Here is a 20,674-nt window from a genome sequence, read left to right as displayed (position 1 = left end):
TGACAGTGTAGTGGGCGCGAAATGCGCCGTTTGAAGGGTGGTCGCATGAGAAAACCCCGCCCATGGGGACGGGGTTTGGTGAAGGATTTTATGCAAGCCATCCGAAGCTGTCGAGGAAAAGTTCTACCTCGGCAAGGTCGCCTTCCCGGGGGAAGTCGCCCGTGAGGGCGGCGAAGCTTTCCTCGATGTCGGTATGGGTTGCCGGAATGAGATCGTGCTTGAGTAGATCTTCTGCCACCTGTGCTGCAATGGGTGCAGCGGTAATGGTGTCAAGACCGGTGCCGGTGGCGGTCTTGAATGTGTTAGCAATGGTGGAAATAAAGCCGGAAATAGTATTCATTCTTGCTCGCCCCTTTTTTGCCTCTCGTAGTAAAGGTACGGGGTACCGTACCGTTGGGATTCACCAACTATATCGCGTAAACGCCCAAAACGCTACATAGATTTCAAGTTAAGTTAACTTTTTGTTTACCTTGGCTGATGTGTGACCAGGGACACTCATGAGCTTCCCACCGCGGGGGAGAATTAATAAAGACAAAAAGACAGCCCCGCCGTGTAGGGCGACGGGGCTGTCGGTGCTGTCGGTGGGAGGGGTGTTAGGGGCTTAGTGTCCGCCAGCGATTCCGGCAAAAGGCTCCCAGCCGAAGTAGTGGGCGATGGAGTCCTTTGCAATCCATGTGATAGCGATAAGGATGACGAAGCCAAGAACGGCGTATACCGTCCAGCCAAGCATCTTCATTTGGGGTGAGGCTGCGGTGTCATCAACGACGACGCCTTCGGCGTTGCGGATGGGGTCGCCGGTCATACAGCGCATGCCCAAAGCGAAGAGGAGCGGGATGCCCGCGCCGAAGGCGAGAGCTAGTGCAGCCACACGGATGAGGGCGGTGACGATTTCCATTGCGGTCATGATTGGAATCCTTAGTTGTCCTTGTTGGCGGTGTGGGACTTGACCACATCATTGACGGCGTCTGCGGCGCCGGGGGCGTTGCCGGTCGAAACGCCTGCGGCGACCTTTTCGCGGTGAGACATCGAGGAGTCGACGGACTCGGAGTCCTCGTCCCAGTCGTCGTTGACGTTATTAGCGTCAACCGGGTTGCGGCGAGCGCGCAGGAGGATGAGGGCGACCATTCCCAGCAGGATGATCAGGTCAACGATGGCACCCACCATGGTGTTGGTGGCTGCGCCAACGCCGTTGGCAATCCACCATGTAACGAAGCCGACGAAGGCGGCGCACGGAAGGGTGATGAGCCACGCGGCCACCATGCGCATGGCGACGCCCCAGCGAACCTTCGCCCCCTTGCGGCCCAGGCCGGTACCCAGGATGGAACCGGTGGACACGTGGGTGGTGGACAGCGCCATACCGCCGGTGGCGGAGGTTAGGATGATGGCGGCGGAGGTGGCCTCAGCGGCCATGCCCTGCGGGGACTCAATCTCAACCAGCCCCTTGCCCAGGGTGCGGATGACGCGCCAGCCGCCCGACATGGTGCCGGCGGCAATCGCGACGGCACAGGCCACGATGACCCAGGTCGGGATGCGGGAATCGGAGTTGGCCTCGCCAGCGGCAACGAGGGCAAGGAAGATAACGCCCATCGTCTTCTGTGCGTCACCGGTGCCGTGGGCCAGGGATACGAGGCAGGCGGTCACGATCTGGCCGTGGCGGAAGTGCTCGTTTTTGACCTTGCTCGGGATGGTGTTGGTCACCCAGTACACCAGGGCGGTACCGCAGGCGGAAACCAGAGCGGCGATGAGTGGGGAGGCAATAGCCGGGATGATGATCTTGCCGGCAATGGAGGACCACGCCACGCCGCCGGTGCCCAGGGCTGCGAAGGCAGCGCCGATGAGGCCACCAAAGAGGGCGTGGGAGGATGAAGACGGCATACCAAGGAGCCAGGTAAATAGGTTCCAGGTGATGCCGCCGATGAGGCCGGTGAAGACGACCATGAGCAGGGCGTCGCCGTCGGCGGGGACGGAGACATCGTACTGGTCAAGGTTGACGATTCCCTTGGCCACGGTGGCGGCCACATTGACGGAGAGGAATGCGCCGATGAGGTTGAGGAGGGCGGAAATGGCAACGGCGGTGAACGGCTTCAGTGCGCCGGTGGCAATCGACGTCGCCATAGCGTTGGCTGTGTCGTGGAAACCGTTGGTGAAGTCGAAGGCCAGTGCCGTGATGACCACGATGGCCAAGATGATAAGAGTCGCTGACACGAGCGTGATCCCTTTCAGGACTAGGGCAATAATCTGCAAAGAGGGGTCAGCGTGTCGGGGCCAAAGGGGTGGCGCGACGACTGCGAGCTAACCGCGGTTGACGATAGTCCCGAAAGGTAATGGTGCCAATTGTGCGCTAAAGGCCGGTGACCTCGGCAAACAGGCATTATGTATCTTTAATTGGTCATAAAACGCTAAAAAACCTCAAAAGTTACAGCACAATACATCGACTGTTCATGTTCTGTTTACCGTTTTCGTTAAAAGACCGTTAAGCCTCCACCGGAAGCCAGGCATAACCGAAGGGTCCCAGTTCGACTGGTCCTAAGTCTACGGCTTCTTCGGTGAAGTTGTGCAAGCACAATAATTCACCGCGCTGGAATCCCAGCACGCCCGCGTGGCCGGTCTCCACCGCCTCGAAAGGCGCGGTGCCGAGTTCCGGATGCGCCTTGCGTTGCTGGATGAGGCTGCGAATGCGGTGGAGGATCGAGGAGTCGTCGGCAAGCTGCTCCTCCACCGAAATACCAATCCCGCCAACGATGGGGCGGCGCGTCTGAGCGGATGTACTGAAACCTGCGCCCTCGCCCGGCTCCCACTGCATAGGGGTGCGGACAGCATCGCGGTCGGGCAGCTCGGGGGCGTCGTTCATGCCAATCTCATCGCCGTAATACAAGAAAGGCGCGCCCGGTAGCGTCATGAGGAGGGAATAGAAGAGCTCAATCTTGCGGTAGTCGTTGCCCAACAGCGGGGCGAGCCGCCGCGCGATACCCACGTGAGCGCGCATCTGATCATCCGGCAGAAAGTGCTCGTACATGATGGCGCGCTGGTCCTCGTTGACCATCTCCAGCGTTAGCTCGTCGTGATTGCGCAGGAAGGTGCCCCACTGGCATCCCTGGGGCAGCTCCGGAAGCTCCGCCATGATCTCGTAGACCGGTGTGGCGTCACCCAGTGCAAGGGCCTGGTAGAGCCGCGGCATGACGGGGAAGTTGAACACCATGTGGAAGCGATTGCCCGTGCCGTAGAACTCCATGGTGTCTTGCGGCGGCTGGTTGGCCTCCGCGATCATGATGGCCTCGGGATAGTTCTCGTCAATGAAAGCGCGGATTCTTTCCACAAACTCGACTGTTTCCGGCAGGGACTCGCCGCCCAGCCCATCGCGCTCGTAGAGGTATGCAATGGCATCGAGGCGGAAGCCGTCCACGCCCTTGTCCAGCCAGAAGGAGAGGATCTTGAACACTTCCTCGTGGACCTTCGGGTTGTCATAGTTCAGGTCCGGCTGGTGCGAGTAAAAGCGGTGGAAGTAGTACTGCTTGCGCTCCGGATCCCACGCCCAATTCGAGGTTTCCGTATCGGTGAAAATGATGCGGATCTCTGGGTAGCGCAGGGGATCATCGCCCCACACGTAGTAATCACCGTACGGCCCTTCCGGATCGGTGCGCGAGGCCTGGAACCACGGGTGATCGGTGGAAGTGTGGTTGAACGCCAAGTCCGTCATCAGCCTCATGCCGCGCGCGTGGAGCTCGGCGACGAGCTCCTCGAAGTCCTCCATCGTGCCGTAATCCGGGTGGATGGAGTAGTAATCGGCAATGTCATAGCCATCATCGCGCAGCGGGGAGGCATAAAACGGGGAAAGCCACAGGCAGTCCACGCCGAGCCACTTGAGGTAATCCAACTTCTCAATAACGCCGCGCAGCGTGCCGACGCCTTCGCCGCGGGTGTCCTTGTACGAGCCCACGAGGGCCTGGTAGAAAATGGCGTTATCGTGCCAGGTCATCGGAGATCCTTCCGTTTAGCCCGCCACAGCAGAAACTCGGCCAGGCACAGCGTGCCTGCGAGGAGCCCCGGCCAGATTGCGGGGGAGGGGTGAAAAAGGTTGAGGACTGCCTGCACCAGCGCCAGGAACGCAAAGAAACCAACGAATCCCAGCGCGGTGTCCCACAGCAGAGCGCGGCGCATTAGGCCTTAACACCGCCGGCGGTGAGGCCGGCAACGATGCGGTGCTGGAAGATGAGCACCATGATGATCAGCGGAATCGTCACCAGCGCGCCCGCGGCCATGGTGGCGGCGTAGGGGTACTCGAAGGCCGAGGGGCCCGAGAAGCGCGCGATGGCCACGGTCACCGGCTCAGTAGCGGTGGTGGATAGCTGCTTGGCCAACATGAATTCGTTCCACGTCGTGATGAAGGCGATGATGGCGGTGGTAAACAGCGCCGGCGCGGCCAAGGGCAGGAGCACGAGGCGGAAGGCCTGGCCGCGGGAAGCACCGTCCACGCGGGCGGCCTCCTCCAACTCCCAGGGAAGCTGGCGGAAGAAGCTCAGCAGCGTATAGACCGTCAGCGGTAGCGCGAAGGAGATGTTCGGGATGATCATCGCGCGGTAGGTGCCGATCCATTCGAGGTTTCCAAAGAGCTGGAACAGCGGGGTCACCAACGCGATGGCCGGGAACATCGAGGCAGCCAGAATGATGCCGGTGACAATACCTTTGCCGGGGAAGTCGTAGCGTGCCAAGGCGTAGGCGGTAAACACACCGATAAGGACCGCCACCGCGGTCGTGACCAAGGAAATGATCAAAGAGTTCCCCAGCGCATTGAGGAAGTCATTGCCCTTGTCCGTGGCTAGGGCGTCCCGGAAGTTATCCAGGGTTACGTGCGTGGGCCACGGGGTGGTGTCGAAAGTATGGGACTTGTGCCGCAGGGCGGTGACGACCATCCAGTAGAAGGGCGCGAGCCCCCAGAACATGATGAAGAGGATGCCAAGGTAGTGTCCGATCTTTTTCATGACTTCTTCTCCTTCTTCTGGCGAGCAGTACCGGACACATCAGCGCCGAGGAAGCGAACGAGGATGAACGCGACGGTGAAGATGAGCAGGAAGATGAGGGTGGATAGCGCGGAGGCAGAGTTGAAGTGGCCCTGGCGCATGTCCTCCACCACCAACTGGGAAATGGTGGCCGTCGGGGAGTTGGAGGAGGCGGAGATCATGATGACCGGCAGGTCGTACATGCGCAGCGCGTCCAGCGTGCGGAAGAGGATGGCCACCATGAGCGCTGGGCGTACCAGCGGCAGGGTAATGGTGAAGAAGGTTTGGATGCGCGAGGCGCCGTCGACGCGGGCGGCGTCATAGACATCGCGCGGAATCATCTGCAGACCGGCCAGGATGAGCAGCGCCATGAACGGGGCGGTCTTCCACACATCGGCGATGATGACCGCGAGGCGGGCATAAAACGGGTCCGTGGTCCACGCGATGTTCGAGCCGATGAGCGCGTTGATGATGCCGTCCGGCGCGAACATGAACTGCCACAGCTTCGCCGTCACCGCGGTGGGAATGGCCCAAGGCACCAGCACGGCCGCGCGCACGAGGCCGCGCCCGCGGTACTCGCCGTTCATCACCAGCGCCATGAACATGCCCAAGATCGTCTCCAGTGCCACCGTGACCACGGTGAAGAAGAGCGTGATCTTGAGCGCCGGCCAGAAATCAGTGGCGATGACGCCGTCCGGGCATGTGGTGGCCTGGCCGGTGGCAGACATGCATTTATTGGTGAGCCAGTACAGGTAGTTCTCGAGGCCTGCGAATGAGCCTTCCTCGAATACACCCGTGGTCGGGTTAAGCCGCTTGTTGCCCTGGAAGGACAACATCACAGCGCGCACGATGGGATAGCCGATGACCACGGCCAGCGCTATCAGCGCCGGTGCGATGAGCGCAGCGACGCGCAGATACTGTCTGCGGGGCTGCGCGGTAGCCGGTGCTCCAGCCATGCGGTGCCTGCCTTTCTGATTAATAGGGGAGAGGGGTTTATCGGGGGTTGGGGAAAATCATAGCGGGTGGCTGAGACATCCTCTGTGCACGAGACCCAGATCAAAGAAAGAGGCGCGGGCAAGTCTCGTGGACTTACTCGCGCCCCATTCACGCTGGGAGCATTAACCCTGCGCGGCTGCCTCGATGGCTGCCTTCATGTCCTTCGTTGCGTCGTCGACGGACTTGCCCGCGGTCAATGCCGCGTAAGCGTTATCCTGCACGGCCTTGGAGATGGCGGTGTAGAACGGGGAAACCGGACGCGGTGCGGCGTTCTCCAGAGATTCCTTCAGGGCCGGGAGGTAGGGGAACTCCTCCACCAGGGACTCATCGTCGTAGATGGAAGCCAGCACCGGCGGGAAGGAAGCCTCAGCGAAGGACTTCTGGTTCTCCTCGTTGATGATGAACTTCATGAAGTCCAGGGCCGTAGCCTTGTGCTCGGAATTGATGTTGATGCCGTTGTTGTAGCCGCCGAGCGTGGAGACACCGACGCCGTCCTTGCCCACCAGCGGCTGGACCTCGAACTTGACGCCAGCCTCTTCGGCATTGGTGTACATGTACGGCCAGTTGATGGCGAATGCGGTCTTGCCCTCGGTGAAGGCCAAGTTGGTCTCCTCCTCCGTCGTGGCGGTGGAGTCCTTGGAGATGGTGCCGTCTTCGTAGGCGTCGACAAGCGCCTGCAGGCCTTCCTTGGACTTGTCCGCGTCAACGGTCACGTTGCCCTCGTCATCCAAGATGGAGCCGCCCCAGCCCTCGATGAAGCCGGCGGTGTTGACGGTGAGGCCCTCGTACTGCTTGAGCTGGGTGGTCAGGCAGGAGCTATCGTCCTTGATGGCCTCGCAGGCAGACGCGATGTCCTCGAACTTCTCCGGAGCCTTATCCGCCAACTCGGTGTTGCGGAAGAGCAGCTGGCCGTTGGTGTTCTGCGGCAGGGCGTAGAGGGTGTCGTTGTAGGTCGCGGACTCCACGGTGGGCTCCAGCAGGCCAGAGGTATCAACCTCCAGGTCACCGGTCAGCGGTGCCAGCCACTGGTTTGCAGCAAAGTCCGCGGTCCAGACCACGTCGAGCGCCATGACATCGTAGTCGGAGTTGCCCGCCTGCAGGGACTGCACGAGGGTTTCGCGCTGAGCGTCGGCCTCGCCGGCGAGCTCCTTGAGCTCGACCTTCTCGTCCGGGTGCTCGGCGTTCCATGCCTCGATGATGGGGGTGATCTTGTCGGTGTCGTTCTTGCCCATGGCAAAGGTGATGGGCCCGCGGCCGCCACCATCGGTTGAGGAGGCATCGGAGCCAGCGCTTGACGACGACCCCTCGTCGCCCGACGAGCAACCTGCCAAGGTTAACGCGAGGGCAGCGGTGGTGACGACTACGCCGCGGCGGACAGAACGCAGCGAGCTAGGGAGAAACGGCTTCTTCATGGAGTATTCACCTTTCGGAAAACTTCTGATGACTTCAAAATAGGGGATCATCCCCACAAGGCACGTGGTTTTGGCTTTTAATTCACTTCAAACGGGGGTGAAGCTACCCCTGTTAACGCTACTGCCTAAGCCTCGATGCGCTGGCCGGTTTCCGGATCGAAGTGGTGGGCCTCGCGGGGGTTGAAGGTGAGGACGACGGTGTCGCCGCGCTGCGGAACGTTATCGCTGGCGCGGGCAACGAAGCGCTGCTCACCCACCATGACGTAGACGAAGGATTCCGAGCCCAGCTCCTCCACGAACTCCACTGTTCCTTGGAAGCCCACCGGCCCCTTATTAATGAATAGCTTCTCGGGGCGAACGCCGACGCGTCCGCCGTTGTAGTCAAAGATATTCATCGAGGGGGAGCCGATGAAGCCGGCGACGAACTCGTTAGCGGGGGCGTCGTAAAGCTCGCGCGGTGGGGCGACCTGCTGCAGTTCGCCGTCTTTGAGCACGGCGACGCGGTCTCCCATGGTCATGGCCTCGACCTGGTCGTGGGTGACGTAGACGGTGGTGGTGCCGAGGCGCTGCTGGAGGCTGGCCAGCTCCGCGCGGGTTTGTACGCGCAGCTTGGCATCGAGGTTGGACAGGGGCTCATCCATGAGGAAGGCCTTCGGCTCGCGCACGATGGCGCGGCCCATGGCCACGCGCTGGCGCTGACCACCGGACAGGTCCTTGGGCTTGCGCTGCAGGTACTCCGTGAGCCCGAGGGTCTTGGCGGCTTCCTCGACCTTGGCTTTGATGTCTGCCTTGGGCATCTTGGCCAGCTTGAGGGAAAAACCCATGTTCTGGGCCACGGTGAGGTGCGGGTAAAGCGCATAATTCTGGAAGACCATGGCGATATCGCGCTCGCCGGGCTCCAGCCCCGTGACGTCTTTGCCGTCGATGAGGATGCGGCCGCTGGAGACCGGCTCGAGTCCCGCGAGGGCGCGCAGGGTGGTGGACTTACCGCAGCCGGACGGTCCAACGAGGACTAGAAACTCGCCATCCGCAATCTCGAGATTGAGGTCTTTGACCGTGGGGTTCTCGGCGCGGGGATAGGTGATGCCGACGTTCTCAAAAGTGACCTTTGCCATGGACACACACTAGCACCCAGCGGCACGTGGATTAGGCTGGAATTCGCTATGAAGAAGTTCGCCCCACTCCTCGCAGTGCTCTTGGTTGGTTGCTCTAGTACGGAATCCGCAGAGACTTTCACGCCGCTAACAACTGTTTCCACTGGGACCGCTGACGCGTCTTCGACGCAGTCCACTTCGCCTTCCGCGGCCCAGCGCGATACCGTGTTCCGCGCTATTTTCGCCGACACCGTGGACTCATCAAAGGTCCGCTCACAACTGGTGGACAACGGCAAGGTTGATCGCGCCACCATGCGTGCCAGCATGAAACGGATGGGGTTGGACCTCTCGGATTCGGAAGCGCAAGAATACGGCGAGTGGGTGTGTAAGTGGGTTGCCCCGGAGATCCGCTACGTGCTGGCGACTGAAGGTAAACCAGATAGCCTCGGCGCGAAGGAACGCGCAGATTACGACAAGCTGGTTGAGGACACTGTGTCCTTCCTAGCGGATTCTCGGCAGATCTCCGTTACGCCTGAACAGGTAACCCATGCTTTGCCGCAAGCGGTCTTGACCACCTGTCTCGACGAGGCCACCGCACACACAATTCTGGCCAATCCGGATTACTTTTAGTTACGTCTAGAAGGCCACTGCCCGGCGGGTAACCTAGGGTGCATGACTGCACTTGATATGGACCGCATCCGCGAGGCGCTACGTGAAGACTTCGCTGTCATCGATTACACCGAGTCCACTGGCTCCACCAATACCGATCTCATGCAGGCGGAGAAGGTGGCTGATGGCACCGTACTGCTTGCCGACGAACAGGTGGCCGGCAAGGGCCGCTTGGGCCGCCAGTGGGTGAGCCCGGCGGGGTCGCAGCTAATCTTCTCCGCACTGATCCTCCCGGAGTCGCTAGAGCACCTTGGCACCCTGCCCCTGGCTGCCGGCTTGTCCGTGACCGACTCTGTCGAGGGAGCGGTGCTCAAGTGGCCCAATGACGTGCACATCGATGGCAAGAAGCTGTGTGGCATCCTCGCGGAAGCCGGCCCGGTGGGGGAGGCTTTCAAGTCCGCTCCGAAGACTGAAGTCTCGAAGGCGGAGGTCAACAAGGCCGAAATCAACAAGGCCGAGATCAACAAAGCGGAAATCAACAAGGCCGAGATCAATAAGGCTGAGGTCGCGCCCAAGACTCAAGCCGCTAACCCGCCTTCAGCACGCGTGGTCGTGGGCATGGGCATCAATGTCACCCTGACCCGCGAGGAACTGCCCATCGAGGCCGCGACTTCGCTTGCGCTCGAAGGCCTTGATACCGACCGCACTGAGCTGGCCATCACCGTTCTGAAGAACCTGCGCCGCCGCATCACCCAGTGGGAGCAGCAGGACCCACAGCTCATGGCTGATTACCGCAAGGTGTGTTCTTCCATTGGCCAAGAGGTTCGCCTCGAAGCCCCGACGGGCGATGTGATCGGCACCGTCGAGGGCGTGGCTGACGACGGCCGCATCAACGTCGGCGGCGAGTACTACTCCGCCGGTGATGTCATCCACCTGCGCCCGGCTGATAAATAATCGCCCGCGCTGGGACATCCAAGCGTCGACCGGCGAGGCCTTCATAGAAGGCGCCGTGCTCGACACATGGCGCTATTCAAAAGGCATCTGTCAGAAGGCATTAGTCAAAAGGCGTCTTTGGGGTCAAAGACACCTTTTGGACGCCTCCACATGGCGTTTTCGGGGGCAAAGACGCCTTTTGACTGACGCCTTTTAGGAAATGCCATGTGCGAAGCCTTGGCTGGGCTTGCAAGGCCTGGGACGTGACGTCTTCTCAGCTGGGCAGCGAGAGCAGGAAGGTACCATGAGCCCCATGAACCTCATGCAGATGGGCCGCGGCGAAGTTGTTCGCGCTGACATGACCGCCCCGTTTCGCACGCTGCTCTTTCCTTTTCTAGAGCTCGTCGTGATTACTGGGGTGTGCTGGATCGCCATCGGCTGGTGTGACTACAACGGCATTGACCTAGCGCTTCGCAATGGCCTGGTAGCTATATGGGCCTTGCTTGCCGTCTGGCGCTTTGTCCTGCCCCTCATCAAAGCCCGCCGCAAGCGTTTCATAGTGACCAACCTGCGCGTCATCGCCCGCGAAGGCAAGCGCGTTGATTCGATCCCGCTCACCGATATCCGCGGTGCGCGCCGCCGCCGCGGTGGGCTCTCGCTGGCACTTCACGGCTATGACAAGCCGATGTATTTCCCCTCCATCCCCAAAGCCAAACGAGTCGAGGACATCCTCAACGAGCAACCGGTCTGGGGCTAGTCCTTAATCTCCGTCGTATGCAGCTGCTGGTCCAAATCCTCGGGCGCCAAGTTGGCGGAGCGGAACTCGTGGGTCAGCGGCAGACGCAGATCGAGGTCCGTGCCGGGGCAGAGCTCAATGGTGGCCTCATCCACCGTGTAGTCCAGCACGTGCCCTCCGGAAGTACGCGCAGCGTCGATGAAGTGCACGTGGCAGCCGGGAACGGAGATTCCCTTCTCAAAGACCGGCGTGCGGAAACCGCCGATGACGCCCTCGACGTCGTCAAAGCGCAGCTCCTTGTCACCGCCCACCGCCTGCGCCATCGGCGGGTAGGGCTTGCTCTGCTTGACCACCGTGCGGGTCACCACGTTGCTGAACCGCCCAGAGATGCGCACCGCGTACATGAAGTTGGCGGAAGGCTCCACCTCATCGATGAATGCCGAAAGCTCCTCGCGCCTCAGACCCTTGGGCGCGGCCACCTTAATACGGGGGACAAAGTTAGTGGCCACCGCAAAGGGCGTGCCCTGGTCTAGGTCAGCGACCGTTGCGGTGCCATCGCCGCGCAGCTGGTAGCACACCCCGTCGAGGATGATCATCTCTCCGTCCAGCGCATCGAAGGTTCCAATACCGAAATTGCCCTTGCCCAAGAGCTCACCGATGGTCATTTCGCCGTCGTAAATGCCATCCAACAGGGCGGTCATGAGGGAGTTCTGAAAGATGGTATGCCGGACGATCATGGCCCCAAGGCTAGTATTGGAAGAGTGAGTGAACAACACAAACCCCTCGTTACTGTTTATGGAGACGGCCAGCTTGCGCGCATGATGCAGCCGGCCGCCGCCGAGCTCGACATCCACCTGCGCGTGCTAGCCTCCGCGCCGGATAAGTCCGCCGCCCAGGTGATTCCGGACGTCGTTCTCGGTGACTATCACGATCTCGATGTGCTCACCGCCGCCGCAGACGGCGCGGATGCAATCACCTTTGAGCACGAGCACGTTCCCACCGAGCACGTGCAGGCGCTCATCGCCGACGGCCGCAACGTCCAGCCCCAGCCTTCCGCCCTCCTCTACGCGCAGGACAAGCTGCTCATGCGCCAGAAACTGGCCGAGCTGGGCGCCCCAGTGCCGCGCTTTGCCGCCATCGAATCGGTGGAGGATGCGCGGGATTTCGCCGCGCTTGTCGACGGTTCCGTGTGCCTCAAAGCCCGCCGCGGCGGCTACGACGGCCATGGTGTGTGGTTCCCGTCCGCGGAGGAGCTGGAGCCGCTCGTCGCTAAGCTGCTTGCGGCCGATACCCCGCTCATGGCCGAAGAAAAGGTCAACCTCACCCGCGAGCTGTCCGTGCTCGTCGCCCGCCGTCCCTCCGGCGAGGTGAAGGTCTGGCCGGTCACCGAGTCCGTGCAGCGGGACGGCATCTGTGCCGAGGCTTTTGCTCCCGCCCCGAACCTTTCGCCGGAGTTGACCGAGCGCGCCATGCAGGTGGGCATCAAGGCGGCCACCGAACTTGGCGTTACCGGCGTGCTGGCGGTGGAGCTCTTTGCCTTCGCCACGCAGCAAGACGCCGGCTCCATCATTGCTTCCGCCTCCGGCGCGCCGGGCGCGGTTGTTGAGGAGGATATCGCCGTCAACGAGCTGGCCATGCGCCCGCACAATACCGGCCACTGGACTCAGGATGGCTGCGTGACCTCCCAGTTTGAGCAGCACCTGCGTGCCGTGCTGGACTTGCCGCTGGGCTCTACCGCAGCCCTGGCTCCGGTCACGGTGATGGCTAATGTGCTGGGCGCCGAAGAAGATCCGCAGATGCCCATGCCGCAGCGCGTTCGCGAAGTGATGGAGCGCTACCCAGAGGCGAAGGTCCACCTCTATGGAAAGGACCACAAGCCGGGCCGCAAGATTGGCCACGTCAATGTTGTCGGTGTGGATGTGGCGGAAACCCGCCGCATCGCCCACGATGCCGCCCACTTCCTCGTCCACGCGCAGTGGGCTTAAGCCCGCAGCGAGCTTGAAACCTATTTACTAAGGAGAGTTTTATGGAACCACTCGTCGGCCTGATCATGGGCTCTGATTCCGATTGGCCCACCGTCAAGCCCGCCGCAGAGGTGCTCGCCGAGTTCGGCGTGCCCTTCGAGGTAGGCGTTGTCAGCGCGCACCGCACCCCGGAAAAGATGCTGGCTTATGCCAAGTCCGCGCACGAGCGCGGCCTCAAGGCCATCATCGCCTGCGCCGGTGGCGCAGCTCACCTGCCGGGCATGGTCGCCGCGGCCACGCCGCTTCCGGTGATCGGCATCCCGCGCGCGTTGAAGGATCTTGATGGGCTCGATTCGCTGCTCTCCATCGTGCAGATGCCGGGCGGCGTGCCGGTGGCCACCGTCTCCATCGGGGGAGCGAAGAATGCCGGCCTGCTTGCCGTGCGCATTCTCTCCGCGGGTGACCCGGCACTGGTGGACAAGATGGTGGCCTACCAAGAGAACATGGCCGCCGAGGTGGAGAAGAAGGACGAGAACCTGCGCTCCCAGCTCCTCGGGGAGTAATTAGCTGGGAAGCTTGCTCTTGAGATCGGGGTAGGAGGCCTGCGCGCCTTCTCCGGTGACGGCGTAAGCCCCAACTCGTGCGGCAAAGGTGGCGGCCTCCACGAGGTCGTCGCCGTGGAGTAGTCTCGCGCACAGCGCGCCGGCGAAGGCGTCACCCGCGCCGGTCGTATCGATGGCGGTGACCTGCGGGGAGGGGACGTTGACAAGCTCAGCGCCTTCGGCCACGAGCGCTCCCCGCGCACCCAGCGTGAGGACCACCGAGGCAAAGCCGGCCTCCGTGAGGCGCCGCGCCAGCTCCTCCGGCGCGCCCTCGCTGCTCAATCCCAACTGCTCCAGGATGAGCCCGGCCTCGTGCTCGTTGGCTAGCAGCGGATCGGCACGCAGGAGCGCTTCCTTTTCAACCTCGATGACCGGCGCGAGGTTGACCACGACCCGCCCCTTCGCCAGCTCGATAGCCTTGGCACAACCCTCCGCCGGAACCTCGCCTTGGAGCAGAATGAGTTCCGATTCGGTGATGGGGGAGGAGTGGGTGGTGACGAAGGGAGCGTCGACAAGCGCATTGGCCCCCGGCACCACGATGATGGTGTTTTCTCCCTGCTTATCCACGGTGATGACCGCCAAGCCCGTCACCTCCTCGCTGGCTTCGACGTGCGTGAGGTCCACGCCGCTGGCCTGCAAGTAGTGCATCGCGGGCGTGGCGTAGGCATCGCTGCCCACCGCGCCGACGAAGCTGACCTGAGCACCCAGACGGGCGGCAGCGACCGCCTGGTTCGCTCCCTTGCCGCCCGCGGTGATGGTGCCGCCGCTGCCCAGCAGAGTCTCGCCCGGCTGCGGGTGCCGCGCGGTGTGGACCACGAGGTCAGCGTTGATGGAACCGACTACGCACATGCTCATGCTGACCAGTATGCACGCTAAGCTAGCGGGCATGCAGTTTCCGCTTCTGGTGTTGGGCGCGCGCGTGGAGGGTGGCGAGCCCGGCTCGTTGCTGCGCAGCCGCTTGGACCGCGCGGTGGTGCTGGCGCGCGTGCTGCCGGAGGAGCCGATCATCGTGTCCGGTTACGGGGAGGCGGAGCCGATGGCGCGCTACCTCATCGAGCGGGGCGTGGACCCGGAGCGGATTCGTGTGGAGCCGCTGGCTACCAGCACTAACGAAAACCTTGAGCGCGCCCACGCGCTGTGCCCGGACTATGATTATTTCCGCGTCGTGACCAATGACTTCCACGTGCTGCGCACCCGCCTGTGGGCCTGGCACCTGGGGATACGGGTCCGCATGCATAGTGTTGGCACCCCGCGGAAAGACCGCCCATGGAATTACCTGCGCGAGGTGGTGGCGACTCCGCATTCGCTGCTGCGCATCGTGTGGCGGCGGGTGGTTGCGCGGTGGCGGCTTGTGGCTTAGGCGCCGAAGAACATGAGCACGATGGCGATTAGCCAAATGACAAACCAGTGGCGCTTTTGCGGCGTGGTTGGGTTGGCCTTCTGCTGTAGTGACTTGAGGAAGTACCAGGCGCCGGGCAGGGCGAAGCCGATGCCCATTGCTACATCGCCGTCAGTAATTCCGGTGAAGCCTACGAGGAGCGAGAACAGACTCAACAGCCCCTTGAAAAAGGAGAAGCTGTGGATCGTGCCTTCCATTGGCTGTTGCGCAGGGGCATGGTCAGGCAGGGGAGCTGGGGTGTAGGCGCGCTCCGGCTCGGCAAAGGGCTCTGCGATAGGTTCAGCAAAGGGCTCCACACTCGGATCCTCATACGAGTCAACGAAAGGGTTCGCCGAAGGCTTCGCGTCTGACTCGCGCGCGGGTTCCGCGAAAGGATTCGACCCACGGCCGGGGAGAGGCTTGTCCGGCTCCTCAAAAGGGTTGGAGTCAAAGGGATTGCTCATGTGGCTTAGCCTATGTCACCAGTGAACCAAAGCCCGAATTAGAGCTTGGCCAACGCCTTCGTGACTCCTTCCTTGAGCGTTGCCTGGGATTGCTTCATTGGATGCGCAATCGCCCGCAGGCCCATGTACGCAATCTGATCCGCAGCCCGGTTCAGCGGGTCGCCCGCATGCCCCAACACGCGGCGGATGGTCACCTCGCAGACTCCTTCCACGTCATGCCACGCCTGCTGGAAGCGCGAGCGCGAGCCGGAAGACAGCCCCCGCCACACGCCGCGGGAGCGCACTGCCTTCGAGCCCTTCTTCCGGATCTGCTCCACTGCCTCCAATGCGGCGACGGAGTCTGACTCGATGATCGCCTTGGTTGCGCCGACTTTGAGCAGGTACTTCAGTGCGAGCGTTAAGGATTCGAGCTCAAGCTCGTCGGTGCTGGCTGTCGTCTTGCGCGTGCGCAGCCGGTAGTCACCGTTGCTGGCCACGAAGCACATGGAGCCCTTAAACACCGTGTCCGAGGAGGCATCCGTGGCGATGCGCACGGTGGCGCCTTCGGGCCACGAGGAGGCCGTCGAGAAGTTCGGCCACCAGTGCGCCTTCGGCGTCTCCACCTTTACTACTTGCTTTTTGCGTGGGGCCTCGCCTTCCTTCTTCGCGCGGCGCGCGGTGATCCCGGCCTGCTTGCGCCGCACGGAGCTGGCGCTTTTCGACGCCCTATTCTCCTCCGCAAAACTCCCCGTCACGGTATAGCCGCGCTTTTCCAGCGCCGCCCGCAGCGCCGCTTGCCGGCGGCCGGTGACTATCCACTTGCGGCCCCGGATATTCTTGGTGGCCTTTTCGAATTCGCGGACGGCCACCTCAACGATGTCGCCCTTTTTAATCTGGCCCTTGCGCACGAAGCGCGTCTTCTTGGTGTTGACGGCGATGACCCAGCCGTCGACAGTACCGTTTTCGGCGGAATCCCAGCGCTCATCCCACAGCGCAATAGCCACATGCACGGGTGCTGAGATCATGTCTTTGGTGATCTTGCGCGTGCCGTAGGTGCGCGATTGCGTGCCCGTCAGGGCGGAGAGCTCGAGTGGTTCCATCCCCTTTAGTAAACCATTTCACCGCTTCCCTGTAACGCTCGGGCGTCTAGTGCAACATACTCAGTGAGCCCATTAGCATTCTGGAGTTTTATTAGTGTCTGTCCTTACCTTGCCTGGTTCGCGCAAGCGGGAGTTTTCCCGCCTGTTTCGCGAGCATTACCCGGCGGTGCTGGCGTATCTGCGCCGCCGCGTCCCACCGAGCCACGCCGAAGAGCTGGCTGCCGACGTCTTCGAGCGGGCCTGGTCCGGCTTCGACTCCTTGCGCGGCATGCCGCTGCCGTGGCTCTATGGCATCGCCCGCAACGTGATGCGCGAGTTTTACCGCACCCGGCGGGAGACGGAGAACCTCGATGATCATGAGCTGGAATCCTATGCCGGCTATGACGCCGTCGATGCCAACCTCGACATCACTCGCGCGCTGATGCAGCTTCCGCACGCGGAGCGCGAGATTCTCACGCTCCACGCCTGGGAGGGACTCGACCACCCCGATATCGCCGAGGTCCTCGGCATTTCCCGCAATAACGTGCGCGTTCGCCTGCACCGCGCGCGTACCCACCTTTCCGAACTCACAGGAGAAACCGATGCCTAGCTCTCTCGATATGCTCCGCGCCGCCAACCCCGTTCCTGACACAGCGCTTGACGACGCCTCCCTCGCCCGCTCCGAAGAGACCCTCGCAAAGATAACGAAGGGCCGGCCCACGTGGACAATAGCGGCGGCTTCCGTCGCGGTGCTTGCGCTCATCGGTGGTGCCTTCCCGCTGCTCAATAATTCGGAACCCGTGGCCTCGGCCGCGGAGATTCTGACCCAGGCCGGCGAGGCAGCCGCAACCCAGCCCGATGCCGTGGATAAGGGCGTGACCGCGAAGGAATACATGAAGCGCGTCGATACGCTCGGCGATGCCACGGCAATCACCGAGTACGCGGTGGATGCCGGGGGAGCCGTGGAGGTCTCCTCGCAGGGCGAAGTGCCGGGTTTTGACCCGCAGCCTTCCATTAATCCGGAGGACCTCGTCATCGCGTCCGACCGCGCCGGGCTGGAGAAGCTGGCGGATTCCTTCCCGAACCGCGCGCTGGGCGCGCTGGAGCTGCTGCTCCAGCCGGGCTTGAGCAGCGAGCAGCAAAAGATTGCCTATGACATGCTGGCGGAAGCCGACGGCAACGAGGTCGGCACCGTCGAGGGCGAAGGCGAGGACCAGCTGGTGACCGTGATTCGCGATTCCGACCGCGTCTCCTTCTCCGTCCTGCCCGCCACCGGCCAGCTCGTGCGCGTAGTCGGCCTGGTAGGGCCGGACGTGGAAACCACCATCGACGCCACCGCCATCTTGGACTGCGTGTCCGTGACGGGGCTGGAGGGCCCGGACCGTATCTCGCTGGCCTGTGCGGATAATAACTACCTGGTCAACGAGTTGGACTGGCAGCGCTGGGGAGACGATTCCGCGGAGGCAGACGGCGTGGCCGTCGAGAATGACTGTGACCCCAATTGCGCGGAAGGCACGTTCAATGAGGATCGGGTGAAGGTGGTCGTCGACAAGCGCGTGGCCTGTGGCTACCACGCTGAGGTGTACTCCCGCGTGCGCGTGCAGTACCCGGATGGGCGCGAGGAAGAGCAGCAGATTGGCTGCGCGCCCTAGGTGAGTTCTTAGGTAAGTTGGCGCAGGGCGAACTGGCCGTACATGTCACCTAAAGCCTCGGCGGTGTAGTCACCGTCGGGGCTAAACCATTGGGCGACGCCGATGCCCATGTCGATGAGCGCCCAGCAGGCGATTTTGAGGTTTTCGGCGTGGAAGTTGCCCTCGTTGACCACGGCCATCCAGCGGGCGACATAATCGCGGCGCAGTTGCAGGACGACGGATTTGTGGGGCTCTTCGAGGTTGGTGAGCTCGTTGTTGACCACGCGGACGCGCCGGGCGTGGGTGGCGTGGTAAATGACGTGGGCTTTCATGGTGGCGACGAGCTTGTCGCGGGGGTCTTTCAGCCCGGCGAGGCAGGCGGCGTTGGCGCGAAGGAGGTCCTCCATGGCGGTGATGGTGACTTCGGCGAGGAGCTCCTGTTTGGAGGAGAAGTGGTTGTACAGGCTGGAGGCGCGCATGCCGACGGCTTTGGCGATGTCCTCCATGCCGGTGGCGTGGTAACCGCGCTGGTCAAAGAGGTCGAGTGCGGCGGCGGCGATTTGGTCGCGGCGTCTCTGGTTGGCCATGGCGGGCGTCCTCCTCAATGAGCTAATGGCGGTTAGTATACCTGCGGGGGCAGGGTGAAGGTTGGCTGGGGGAGATACTGGCCCTGAAGTCTGGTTATCGTTCCGAATCCCGGCTGTGCCGCGCGTTGTGATGAGACACTTGACAGCCTGGGGAGAGTCAGGTCACAATTAACGCTAATCGCCATTCGTATTGCCTGTTAGTTGGAGAATTGACCATGTCCCACAACCTCTTCGAGTCCACCACTGATTTCCTGGGTGTCTTTGACAGCCTTTCTGAGGCCGATGCTGCGGGGTGGAAGCGCGCGGCGCAGTTCCGCGACTACTCCTACCCGGTGATTAACCGGCACTGGCAGGCCGCGGAGTATCCGCTGGACTTGGTTCAGCGTCTGGGGGAGCTGGACGTGATGACCGATGGGCTTTCGGTGGAAGGCCATGAACAGATGTCCACGCTTGGCGCTGGCTTGACGCTCATGGAAGTCACGCGTGCCGATGCTTCGATGGGCACGGTGATTGCGGTGCAGGCGGGGCTGGCCATGCGCTCAATTTCGATGCTTGGTTCTCCGGAACAGCAGGCTTCGTACTTGCCGCAGATGGCTGCTTGCTCTTTGTTGGGTGCCTTCGGGTTGACCGAGCCCGCGCACGGTTCGGATTCCATCGCTTTGGAGACCACCGCGGTGCGTGACGGCGATGAGTGGGTTCTCAACGGCGAAAAGAAGTGGATCGGCAACGGCGCTTCCGGCGGCATCACGATCATCTATGCGCGCATGGAGGATGGCAACGTGGGTGGCTTCATCGTGCCGCAGGAGACGGAGGGCTACTCGGCGACTGTCATTGAGGGAAAGCTTTCCCTGCGCGCCATCCACCAGGCGCACATCACCTTGACTGATTGCCGCATTCCCGCCGCCAACCAGCTTCCGGGCTGCCGCAGCTTCAAGGATGTGTCGCGTGTTCTGACTGCGACTCGCATTGGTGTGTCCTGGATGGCGCTTGGCTCCGCGGTGGCCTGCTACGAGATTGCCCGCTCGTATGTGCTGGAGCGAGTGCAATTTGGTCGGGAGTTGGCGAAGGCGCAGATTATTCAGCAGCGCTTGGCCAATATGGTGCTCGATTTGAGCCAGATGATGCTGACCTGCCGCGAGGTCTCCCAGCGCGAGGATGCTGGCACGTTGGCACCGGAACAGGCTTCGGCGGCGAAGCTCCACAACACCCGCGCTGCTCGCCGCATCGCCGCCGACGCCCGTGACATGCTCGGTGGTGTCGGCATTTTGCTGGAAAATGATATTGCTCGCCATTTCGCGGACATCGAGGCCATGCACACTTACGAGGGCACCGACACTGTGCAGTCCCTCATCATGGGCAAGAAGATTACGGGCTTCTCGGCCTATAAGTAACCAGCCGGCCGGGGATGTGGAAAGGCTCGCTTGGTGGTCCTTCTAGTTTGGTCCTCTTACTTTGGTCCCTTTGCCCTCGATCGGCGCCTGCCTTTGAGTTGTGAACATCCCCCTGTTTGACGTGGTTGTTACTTTACGCGCTCGATGTCTCGGGCGCTAGGGGTTTGCCGTTGTTGATTTCTACCGTTTTAGGTGGTGGCTTGTAGACGGATTTCCGGGGTCTGGGTCTGCGGTGCGGGTGCGTCGCGTAGTAGACGGTTTCCTTTGCTCGGCGATGCTCAAGGATGTCACGCCACGTGCCTGAATACACTTCACTAGGTGTGTATCCATTCAGCCCGCTGTGGCGGTCACGGTTATTGTATTCGTCGATAATCCTGCCGATGACTTTCTGCGCATGCTGGATATCATCATAGGTTTCTAACGCATAGCGGTGATGCTTGATTGTGCGATGTGATGACTCTTCAAATGGGTTGTCATTCGAAACATTCGGCCGAATTAATGACAGCTGCACGCCGTGTTCATCCAGCATGTCCTTCATCATGTGTGAGGTCATGACTTTGCCGTTGTCGGTGTGTACGACTTCAACGCTGTGACCGTTGAGCTCCTGGTCAGCAATGACTTGTTCAATCAGGCGTGTAGCGATGGTCTTTTCCTGTCGGTGTTGGACAGTCCATCCCACAACCTTGCGCGAGTACAAATCCAACGCTGTGTAAAGATGAAAGCCTTTAGCTGGCATGTACTATATATGATAGGTGCTGTTGCAAAGTTGGGCGGAGAGCCGAGACGACCCAGTTTCTCATTTCCTGATGGCCGCTGCGTGCT

24 protein-coding genes are annotated in these 20,674 nt (G+C 61.8%); 9 read left to right on the top strand and 15 right to left on the bottom strand.

What is annotated here, in order from left to right:
* Positions 1-88: 88 nt before the first annotated feature.
* The 9 genes from QKE52_RS05925 to QKE52_RS05885 form a co-directional block, all read right to left on the bottom strand.
* Positions 89-340 (bottom strand): hypothetical protein, encoded by a 252-nt coding sequence (locus tag QKE52_RS05925; protein ID WP_070564895.1) that lies wholly within the window; start codon positions 338-340, stop codon positions 89-91.
* Positions 341-601: 261 nt separating this feature from the next.
* The gene (locus QKE52_RS05920; RefSeq protein ID WP_070564892.1) at positions 602-904 is read right to left on the bottom strand and encodes a hypothetical protein; all 303 of its coding nucleotides are present in this window, start codon (positions 902-904) and stop codon (positions 602-604) included.
* Positions 905-915: 11 nt separating this feature from the next.
* The gene (locus QKE52_RS05915; protein ID WP_070684030.1) at positions 916-2,205 is read right to left on the bottom strand and encodes an inorganic phosphate transporter; all 1,290 of its coding nucleotides are present in this window, start codon (positions 2,203-2,205) and stop codon (positions 916-918) included.
* A gap of 268 nt (positions 2,206-2,473) precedes the next feature.
* Positions 2,474-3,976 carry a maltose alpha-D-glucosyltransferase gene (treS, locus tag QKE52_RS05910; protein WP_347948378.1) on the bottom strand — a complete coding sequence of 501 codons (1,503 nt, stop codon included), beginning with the start codon at positions 3,974-3,976 and terminating at the stop codon, positions 2,474-2,476.
* Positions 3,973-4,158: a hypothetical protein gene (locus tag QKE52_RS05905; protein ID WP_070531056.1), complete on the bottom strand. Its 186-nt coding sequence runs from the start codon at positions 4,156-4,158 to the stop codon at positions 3,973-3,975. Before QKE52_RS05905 ends, treS begins: the two co-directional genes overlap by 4 nt.
* Positions 4,158-4,979: a carbohydrate ABC transporter permease gene (locus tag QKE52_RS05900; protein ID WP_070531054.1), complete on the bottom strand. Its 822-nt coding sequence runs from the start codon at positions 4,977-4,979 to the stop codon at positions 4,158-4,160. Before QKE52_RS05900 ends, QKE52_RS05905 begins: the two co-directional genes overlap by 1 nt.
* Complete coding sequence (locus tag QKE52_RS05895) at positions 4,976-5,953, bottom strand: sugar ABC transporter permease (RefSeq protein ID WP_070531051.1); 978 nt, start codon at positions 5,951-5,953, stop codon at positions 4,976-4,978. Before QKE52_RS05895 ends, QKE52_RS05900 begins: the two co-directional genes overlap by 4 nt.
* A gap of 162 nt (positions 5,954-6,115) precedes the next feature.
* Positions 6,116-7,405: an ABC transporter substrate-binding protein gene (locus QKE52_RS05890; protein ID WP_269948369.1), complete on the bottom strand. Its 1,290-nt coding sequence runs from the start codon at positions 7,403-7,405 to the stop codon at positions 6,116-6,118.
* A 125-nt stretch (positions 7,406-7,530) separates the two neighbouring features.
* On the bottom strand, positions 7,531-8,520 hold the full coding sequence (locus QKE52_RS05885; protein ID WP_143335836.1) for an ATP-binding cassette domain-containing protein: 990 nt from the start codon (positions 8,518-8,520) through the stop codon (positions 7,531-7,533).
* A 48-nt stretch (positions 8,521-8,568) separates the two neighbouring features.
* Between QKE52_RS05885 and QKE52_RS05880 the strand changes: the two genes are divergently transcribed.
* The 3 genes from QKE52_RS05880 to QKE52_RS05870 all read left to right on the top strand — a co-directional run bounded on the left by QKE52_RS05880 (position 8,569) and on the right by QKE52_RS05870 (position 10,798).
* On the top strand, positions 8,569-9,129 hold the full coding sequence (locus QKE52_RS05880) for a hypothetical protein (RefSeq protein ID WP_101735897.1): 561 nt from the start codon (positions 8,569-8,571) through the stop codon (positions 9,127-9,129).
* A 42-nt stretch (positions 9,130-9,171) separates the two neighbouring features.
* Complete coding sequence (locus tag QKE52_RS05875; RefSeq protein ID WP_269948367.1) at positions 9,172-10,062, top strand: biotin--[acetyl-CoA-carboxylase] ligase; 891 nt, start codon at positions 9,172-9,174, stop codon at positions 10,060-10,062.
* Positions 10,063-10,354: 292 nt separating this feature from the next.
* Entirely contained in the window at positions 10,355-10,798 is a 444-nt protein-coding gene (locus QKE52_RS05870; protein ID WP_347948377.1) for a hypothetical protein, read from the top strand.
* On the opposite strand, the gene budA is transcribed toward QKE52_RS05870, so the two are convergent.
* Positions 10,795-11,514, bottom strand: a complete 720-nt coding sequence (budA, locus tag QKE52_RS05865) for an acetolactate decarboxylase (protein ID WP_154762641.1) — start codon at positions 11,512-11,514, stop codon at positions 10,795-10,797. The genes QKE52_RS05870 and budA overlap by 4 nt on opposite strands.
* Here budA and QKE52_RS05860 point away from each other — a divergent pair.
* Complete coding sequence (locus tag QKE52_RS05860) at positions 11,500-12,762, top strand: 5-(carboxyamino)imidazole ribonucleotide synthase (RefSeq protein WP_070531040.1); 1,263 nt, start codon at positions 11,500-11,502, stop codon at positions 12,760-12,762. The two genes, budA and QKE52_RS05860, sit on opposite strands and share 15 nt — an antisense overlap.
* Before the next feature lie 41 nt (positions 12,763-12,803).
* Positions 12,804-13,304 (top strand): 5-(carboxyamino)imidazole ribonucleotide mutase, encoded by a 501-nt coding sequence (gene purE / locus QKE52_RS05855; protein WP_070531038.1) that lies wholly within the window; start codon positions 12,804-12,806, stop codon positions 13,302-13,304.
* Here the strand turns inward: purE and QKE52_RS05850 are convergent, their stop codons facing one another.
* Positions 13,305-14,198, bottom strand: coding sequence for a ribokinase (locus tag QKE52_RS05850; RefSeq protein WP_070531036.1), 894 nt, complete (start codon positions 14,196-14,198; stop codon positions 13,305-13,307).
* A 31-nt stretch (positions 14,199-14,229) separates the two neighbouring features.
* Between QKE52_RS05850 and QKE52_RS05845 the strand changes: the two genes are divergently transcribed.
* The gene (locus QKE52_RS05845; protein ID WP_347948376.1) at positions 14,230-14,703 is read left to right on the top strand and encodes a YdcF family protein; all 474 of its coding nucleotides are present in this window, start codon (positions 14,230-14,232) and stop codon (positions 14,701-14,703) included.
* On the opposite strand, the gene QKE52_RS05840 is transcribed toward QKE52_RS05845, so the two are convergent.
* Together QKE52_RS05840 and QKE52_RS05835 are read right to left on the bottom strand one after the other, a co-directional pair.
* Complete coding sequence (locus QKE52_RS05840) at positions 14,700-15,185, bottom strand: hypothetical protein (protein ID WP_101735905.1); 486 nt, start codon at positions 15,183-15,185, stop codon at positions 14,700-14,702. The genes QKE52_RS05845 and QKE52_RS05840 overlap by 4 nt on opposite strands.
* 38 nt (positions 15,186-15,223) lie before the next feature.
* The gene (locus QKE52_RS05835) at positions 15,224-16,264 is read right to left on the bottom strand and encodes a ribonuclease HI (RefSeq protein WP_347948375.1); all 1,041 of its coding nucleotides are present in this window, start codon (positions 16,262-16,264) and stop codon (positions 15,224-15,226) included.
* 94 nt (positions 16,265-16,358) lie between these two features.
* Between QKE52_RS05835 and QKE52_RS05830 the strand changes: the two genes are divergently transcribed.
* Positions 16,359-16,853 (top strand): sigma-70 family RNA polymerase sigma factor, encoded by a 495-nt coding sequence (locus tag QKE52_RS05830; protein WP_070531030.1) that lies wholly within the window; start codon positions 16,359-16,361, stop codon positions 16,851-16,853.
* The gene (locus QKE52_RS05825) at positions 16,846-17,895 is read left to right on the top strand and encodes a hypothetical protein (RefSeq protein WP_070521311.1); all 1,050 of its coding nucleotides are present in this window, start codon (positions 16,846-16,848) and stop codon (positions 17,893-17,895) included. Before QKE52_RS05830 ends, QKE52_RS05825 begins: the two co-directional genes overlap by 8 nt.
* Before the next feature lie 8 nt (positions 17,896-17,903).
* Here the strand turns inward: QKE52_RS05825 and QKE52_RS05820 are convergent, their stop codons facing one another.
* The gene (locus QKE52_RS05820) at positions 17,904-18,461 is read right to left on the bottom strand and encodes a TetR/AcrR family transcriptional regulator (RefSeq protein ID WP_070597170.1); all 558 of its coding nucleotides are present in this window, start codon (positions 18,459-18,461) and stop codon (positions 17,904-17,906) included.
* A 215-nt stretch (positions 18,462-18,676) separates the two neighbouring features.
* Between QKE52_RS05820 and QKE52_RS05815 the strand changes: the two genes are divergently transcribed.
* Positions 18,677-19,852 (top strand): acyl-CoA dehydrogenase family protein, encoded by a 1,176-nt coding sequence (locus QKE52_RS05815; RefSeq protein ID WP_070624316.1) that lies wholly within the window; start codon positions 18,677-18,679, stop codon positions 19,850-19,852.
* A gap of 133 nt (positions 19,853-19,985) precedes the next feature.
* On the opposite strand, the gene QKE52_RS05810 is transcribed toward QKE52_RS05815, so the two are convergent.
* Positions 19,986-20,588, bottom strand: coding sequence for a DDE-type integrase/transposase/recombinase (locus QKE52_RS05810; RefSeq protein ID WP_070523112.1), 603 nt, complete (start codon positions 20,586-20,588; stop codon positions 19,986-19,988).
* Between the last annotated feature and the right edge of the window lie 86 nt (positions 20,589-20,674).

It is taken from the genome of Corynebacterium sp. c25Ua_47, assembly GCF_039907205.1.
GTDB lineage: Bacteria > Actinomycetota > Actinomycetes > Mycobacteriales > Mycobacteriaceae > Corynebacterium > Corynebacterium hiratae.
Note: the sequence above shows the minus strand (reverse complement) of the source record. Positions and strands in the feature narration are given on the sequence as shown.

Coding starts and splice junctions, on each gene's coding strand:
- QKE52_RS05925 (WP_070564895.1), bottom strand. CDS start 340: ATGAATACTATTTCCGGCTTTATTTCCACCATTGCTAACACATTCAAG.
- QKE52_RS05920 (WP_070564892.1), bottom strand. CDS start 904: ATGACCGCAATGGAAATCGTCACCGCCCTCATCCGTGTGGCTGCACTA.
- treS (WP_347948378.1), bottom strand. CDS start 3,976: ATGACCTGGCACGATAACGCCATTTTCTACCAGGCCCTCGTGGGCTCG.
- QKE52_RS05905 (WP_070531056.1), bottom strand. CDS start 4,158: ATGCGCCGCGCTCTGCTGTGGGACACCGCGCTGGGATTCGTTGGTTTC.
- QKE52_RS05900 (WP_070531054.1), bottom strand. CDS start 4,979: ATGAAAAAGATCGGACACTACCTTGGCATCCTCTTCATCATGTTCTGG.
- QKE52_RS05895 (WP_070531051.1), bottom strand. CDS start 5,953: ATGGCTGGAGCACCGGCTACCGCGCAGCCCCGCAGACAGTATCTGCGC.
- QKE52_RS05890 (WP_269948369.1), bottom strand. CDS start 7,405: ATGAAGAAGCCGTTTCTCCCTAGCTCGCTGCGTTCTGTCCGCCGCGGC.
- QKE52_RS05885 (WP_143335836.1), bottom strand. CDS start 8,520: ATGGCAAAGGTCACTTTTGAGAACGTCGGCATCACCTATCCCCGCGCC.
- QKE52_RS05880 (WP_101735897.1), top strand. CDS start 8,569: ATGAAGAAGTTCGCCCCACTCCTCGCAGTGCTCTTGGTTGGTTGCTCT.
- QKE52_RS05875 (WP_269948367.1), top strand. CDS start 9,172: ATGACTGCACTTGATATGGACCGCATCCGCGAGGCGCTACGTGAAGAC.
- QKE52_RS05870 (WP_347948377.1), top strand. CDS start 10,355: ATGAACCTCATGCAGATGGGCCGCGGCGAAGTTGTTCGCGCTGACATG.
- QKE52_RS05860 (WP_070531040.1), top strand. CDS start 11,500: ATGCCGGACGATCATGGCCCCAAGGCTAGTATTGGAAGAGTGAGTGAA.
- budA (WP_154762641.1), bottom strand. CDS start 11,514: ATGATCGTCCGGCATACCATCTTTCAGAACTCCCTCATGACCGCCCTG.
- purE (WP_070531038.1), top strand. CDS start 12,804: ATGGAACCACTCGTCGGCCTGATCATGGGCTCTGATTCCGATTGGCCC.
- QKE52_RS05850 (WP_070531036.1), bottom strand. CDS start 14,198: ATGAGCATGTGCGTAGTCGGTTCCATCAACGCTGACCTCGTGGTCCAC.
- QKE52_RS05845 (WP_347948376.1), top strand. CDS start 14,230: ATGCAGTTTCCGCTTCTGGTGTTGGGCGCGCGCGTGGAGGGTGGCGAG.
- QKE52_RS05840 (WP_101735905.1), bottom strand. CDS start 15,185: ATGAGCAATCCCTTTGACTCCAACCCTTTTGAGGAGCCGGACAAGCCT.
- QKE52_RS05835 (WP_347948375.1), bottom strand. CDS start 16,264: ATGGAACCACTCGAGCTCTCCGCCCTGACGGGCACGCAATCGCGCACC.
- QKE52_RS05825 (WP_070521311.1), top strand. CDS start 16,846: ATGCCTAGCTCTCTCGATATGCTCCGCGCCGCCAACCCCGTTCCTGAC.
- QKE52_RS05820 (WP_070597170.1), bottom strand. CDS start 18,461: ATGGCCAACCAGAGACGCCGCGACCAAATCGCCGCCGCCGCACTCGAC.
- QKE52_RS05815 (WP_070624316.1), top strand. CDS start 18,677: ATGTCCCACAACCTCTTCGAGTCCACCACTGATTTCCTGGGTGTCTTT.
- QKE52_RS05810 (WP_070523112.1), bottom strand. CDS start 20,588: ATGCCAGCTAAAGGCTTTCATCTTTACACAGCGTTGGATTTGTACTCG.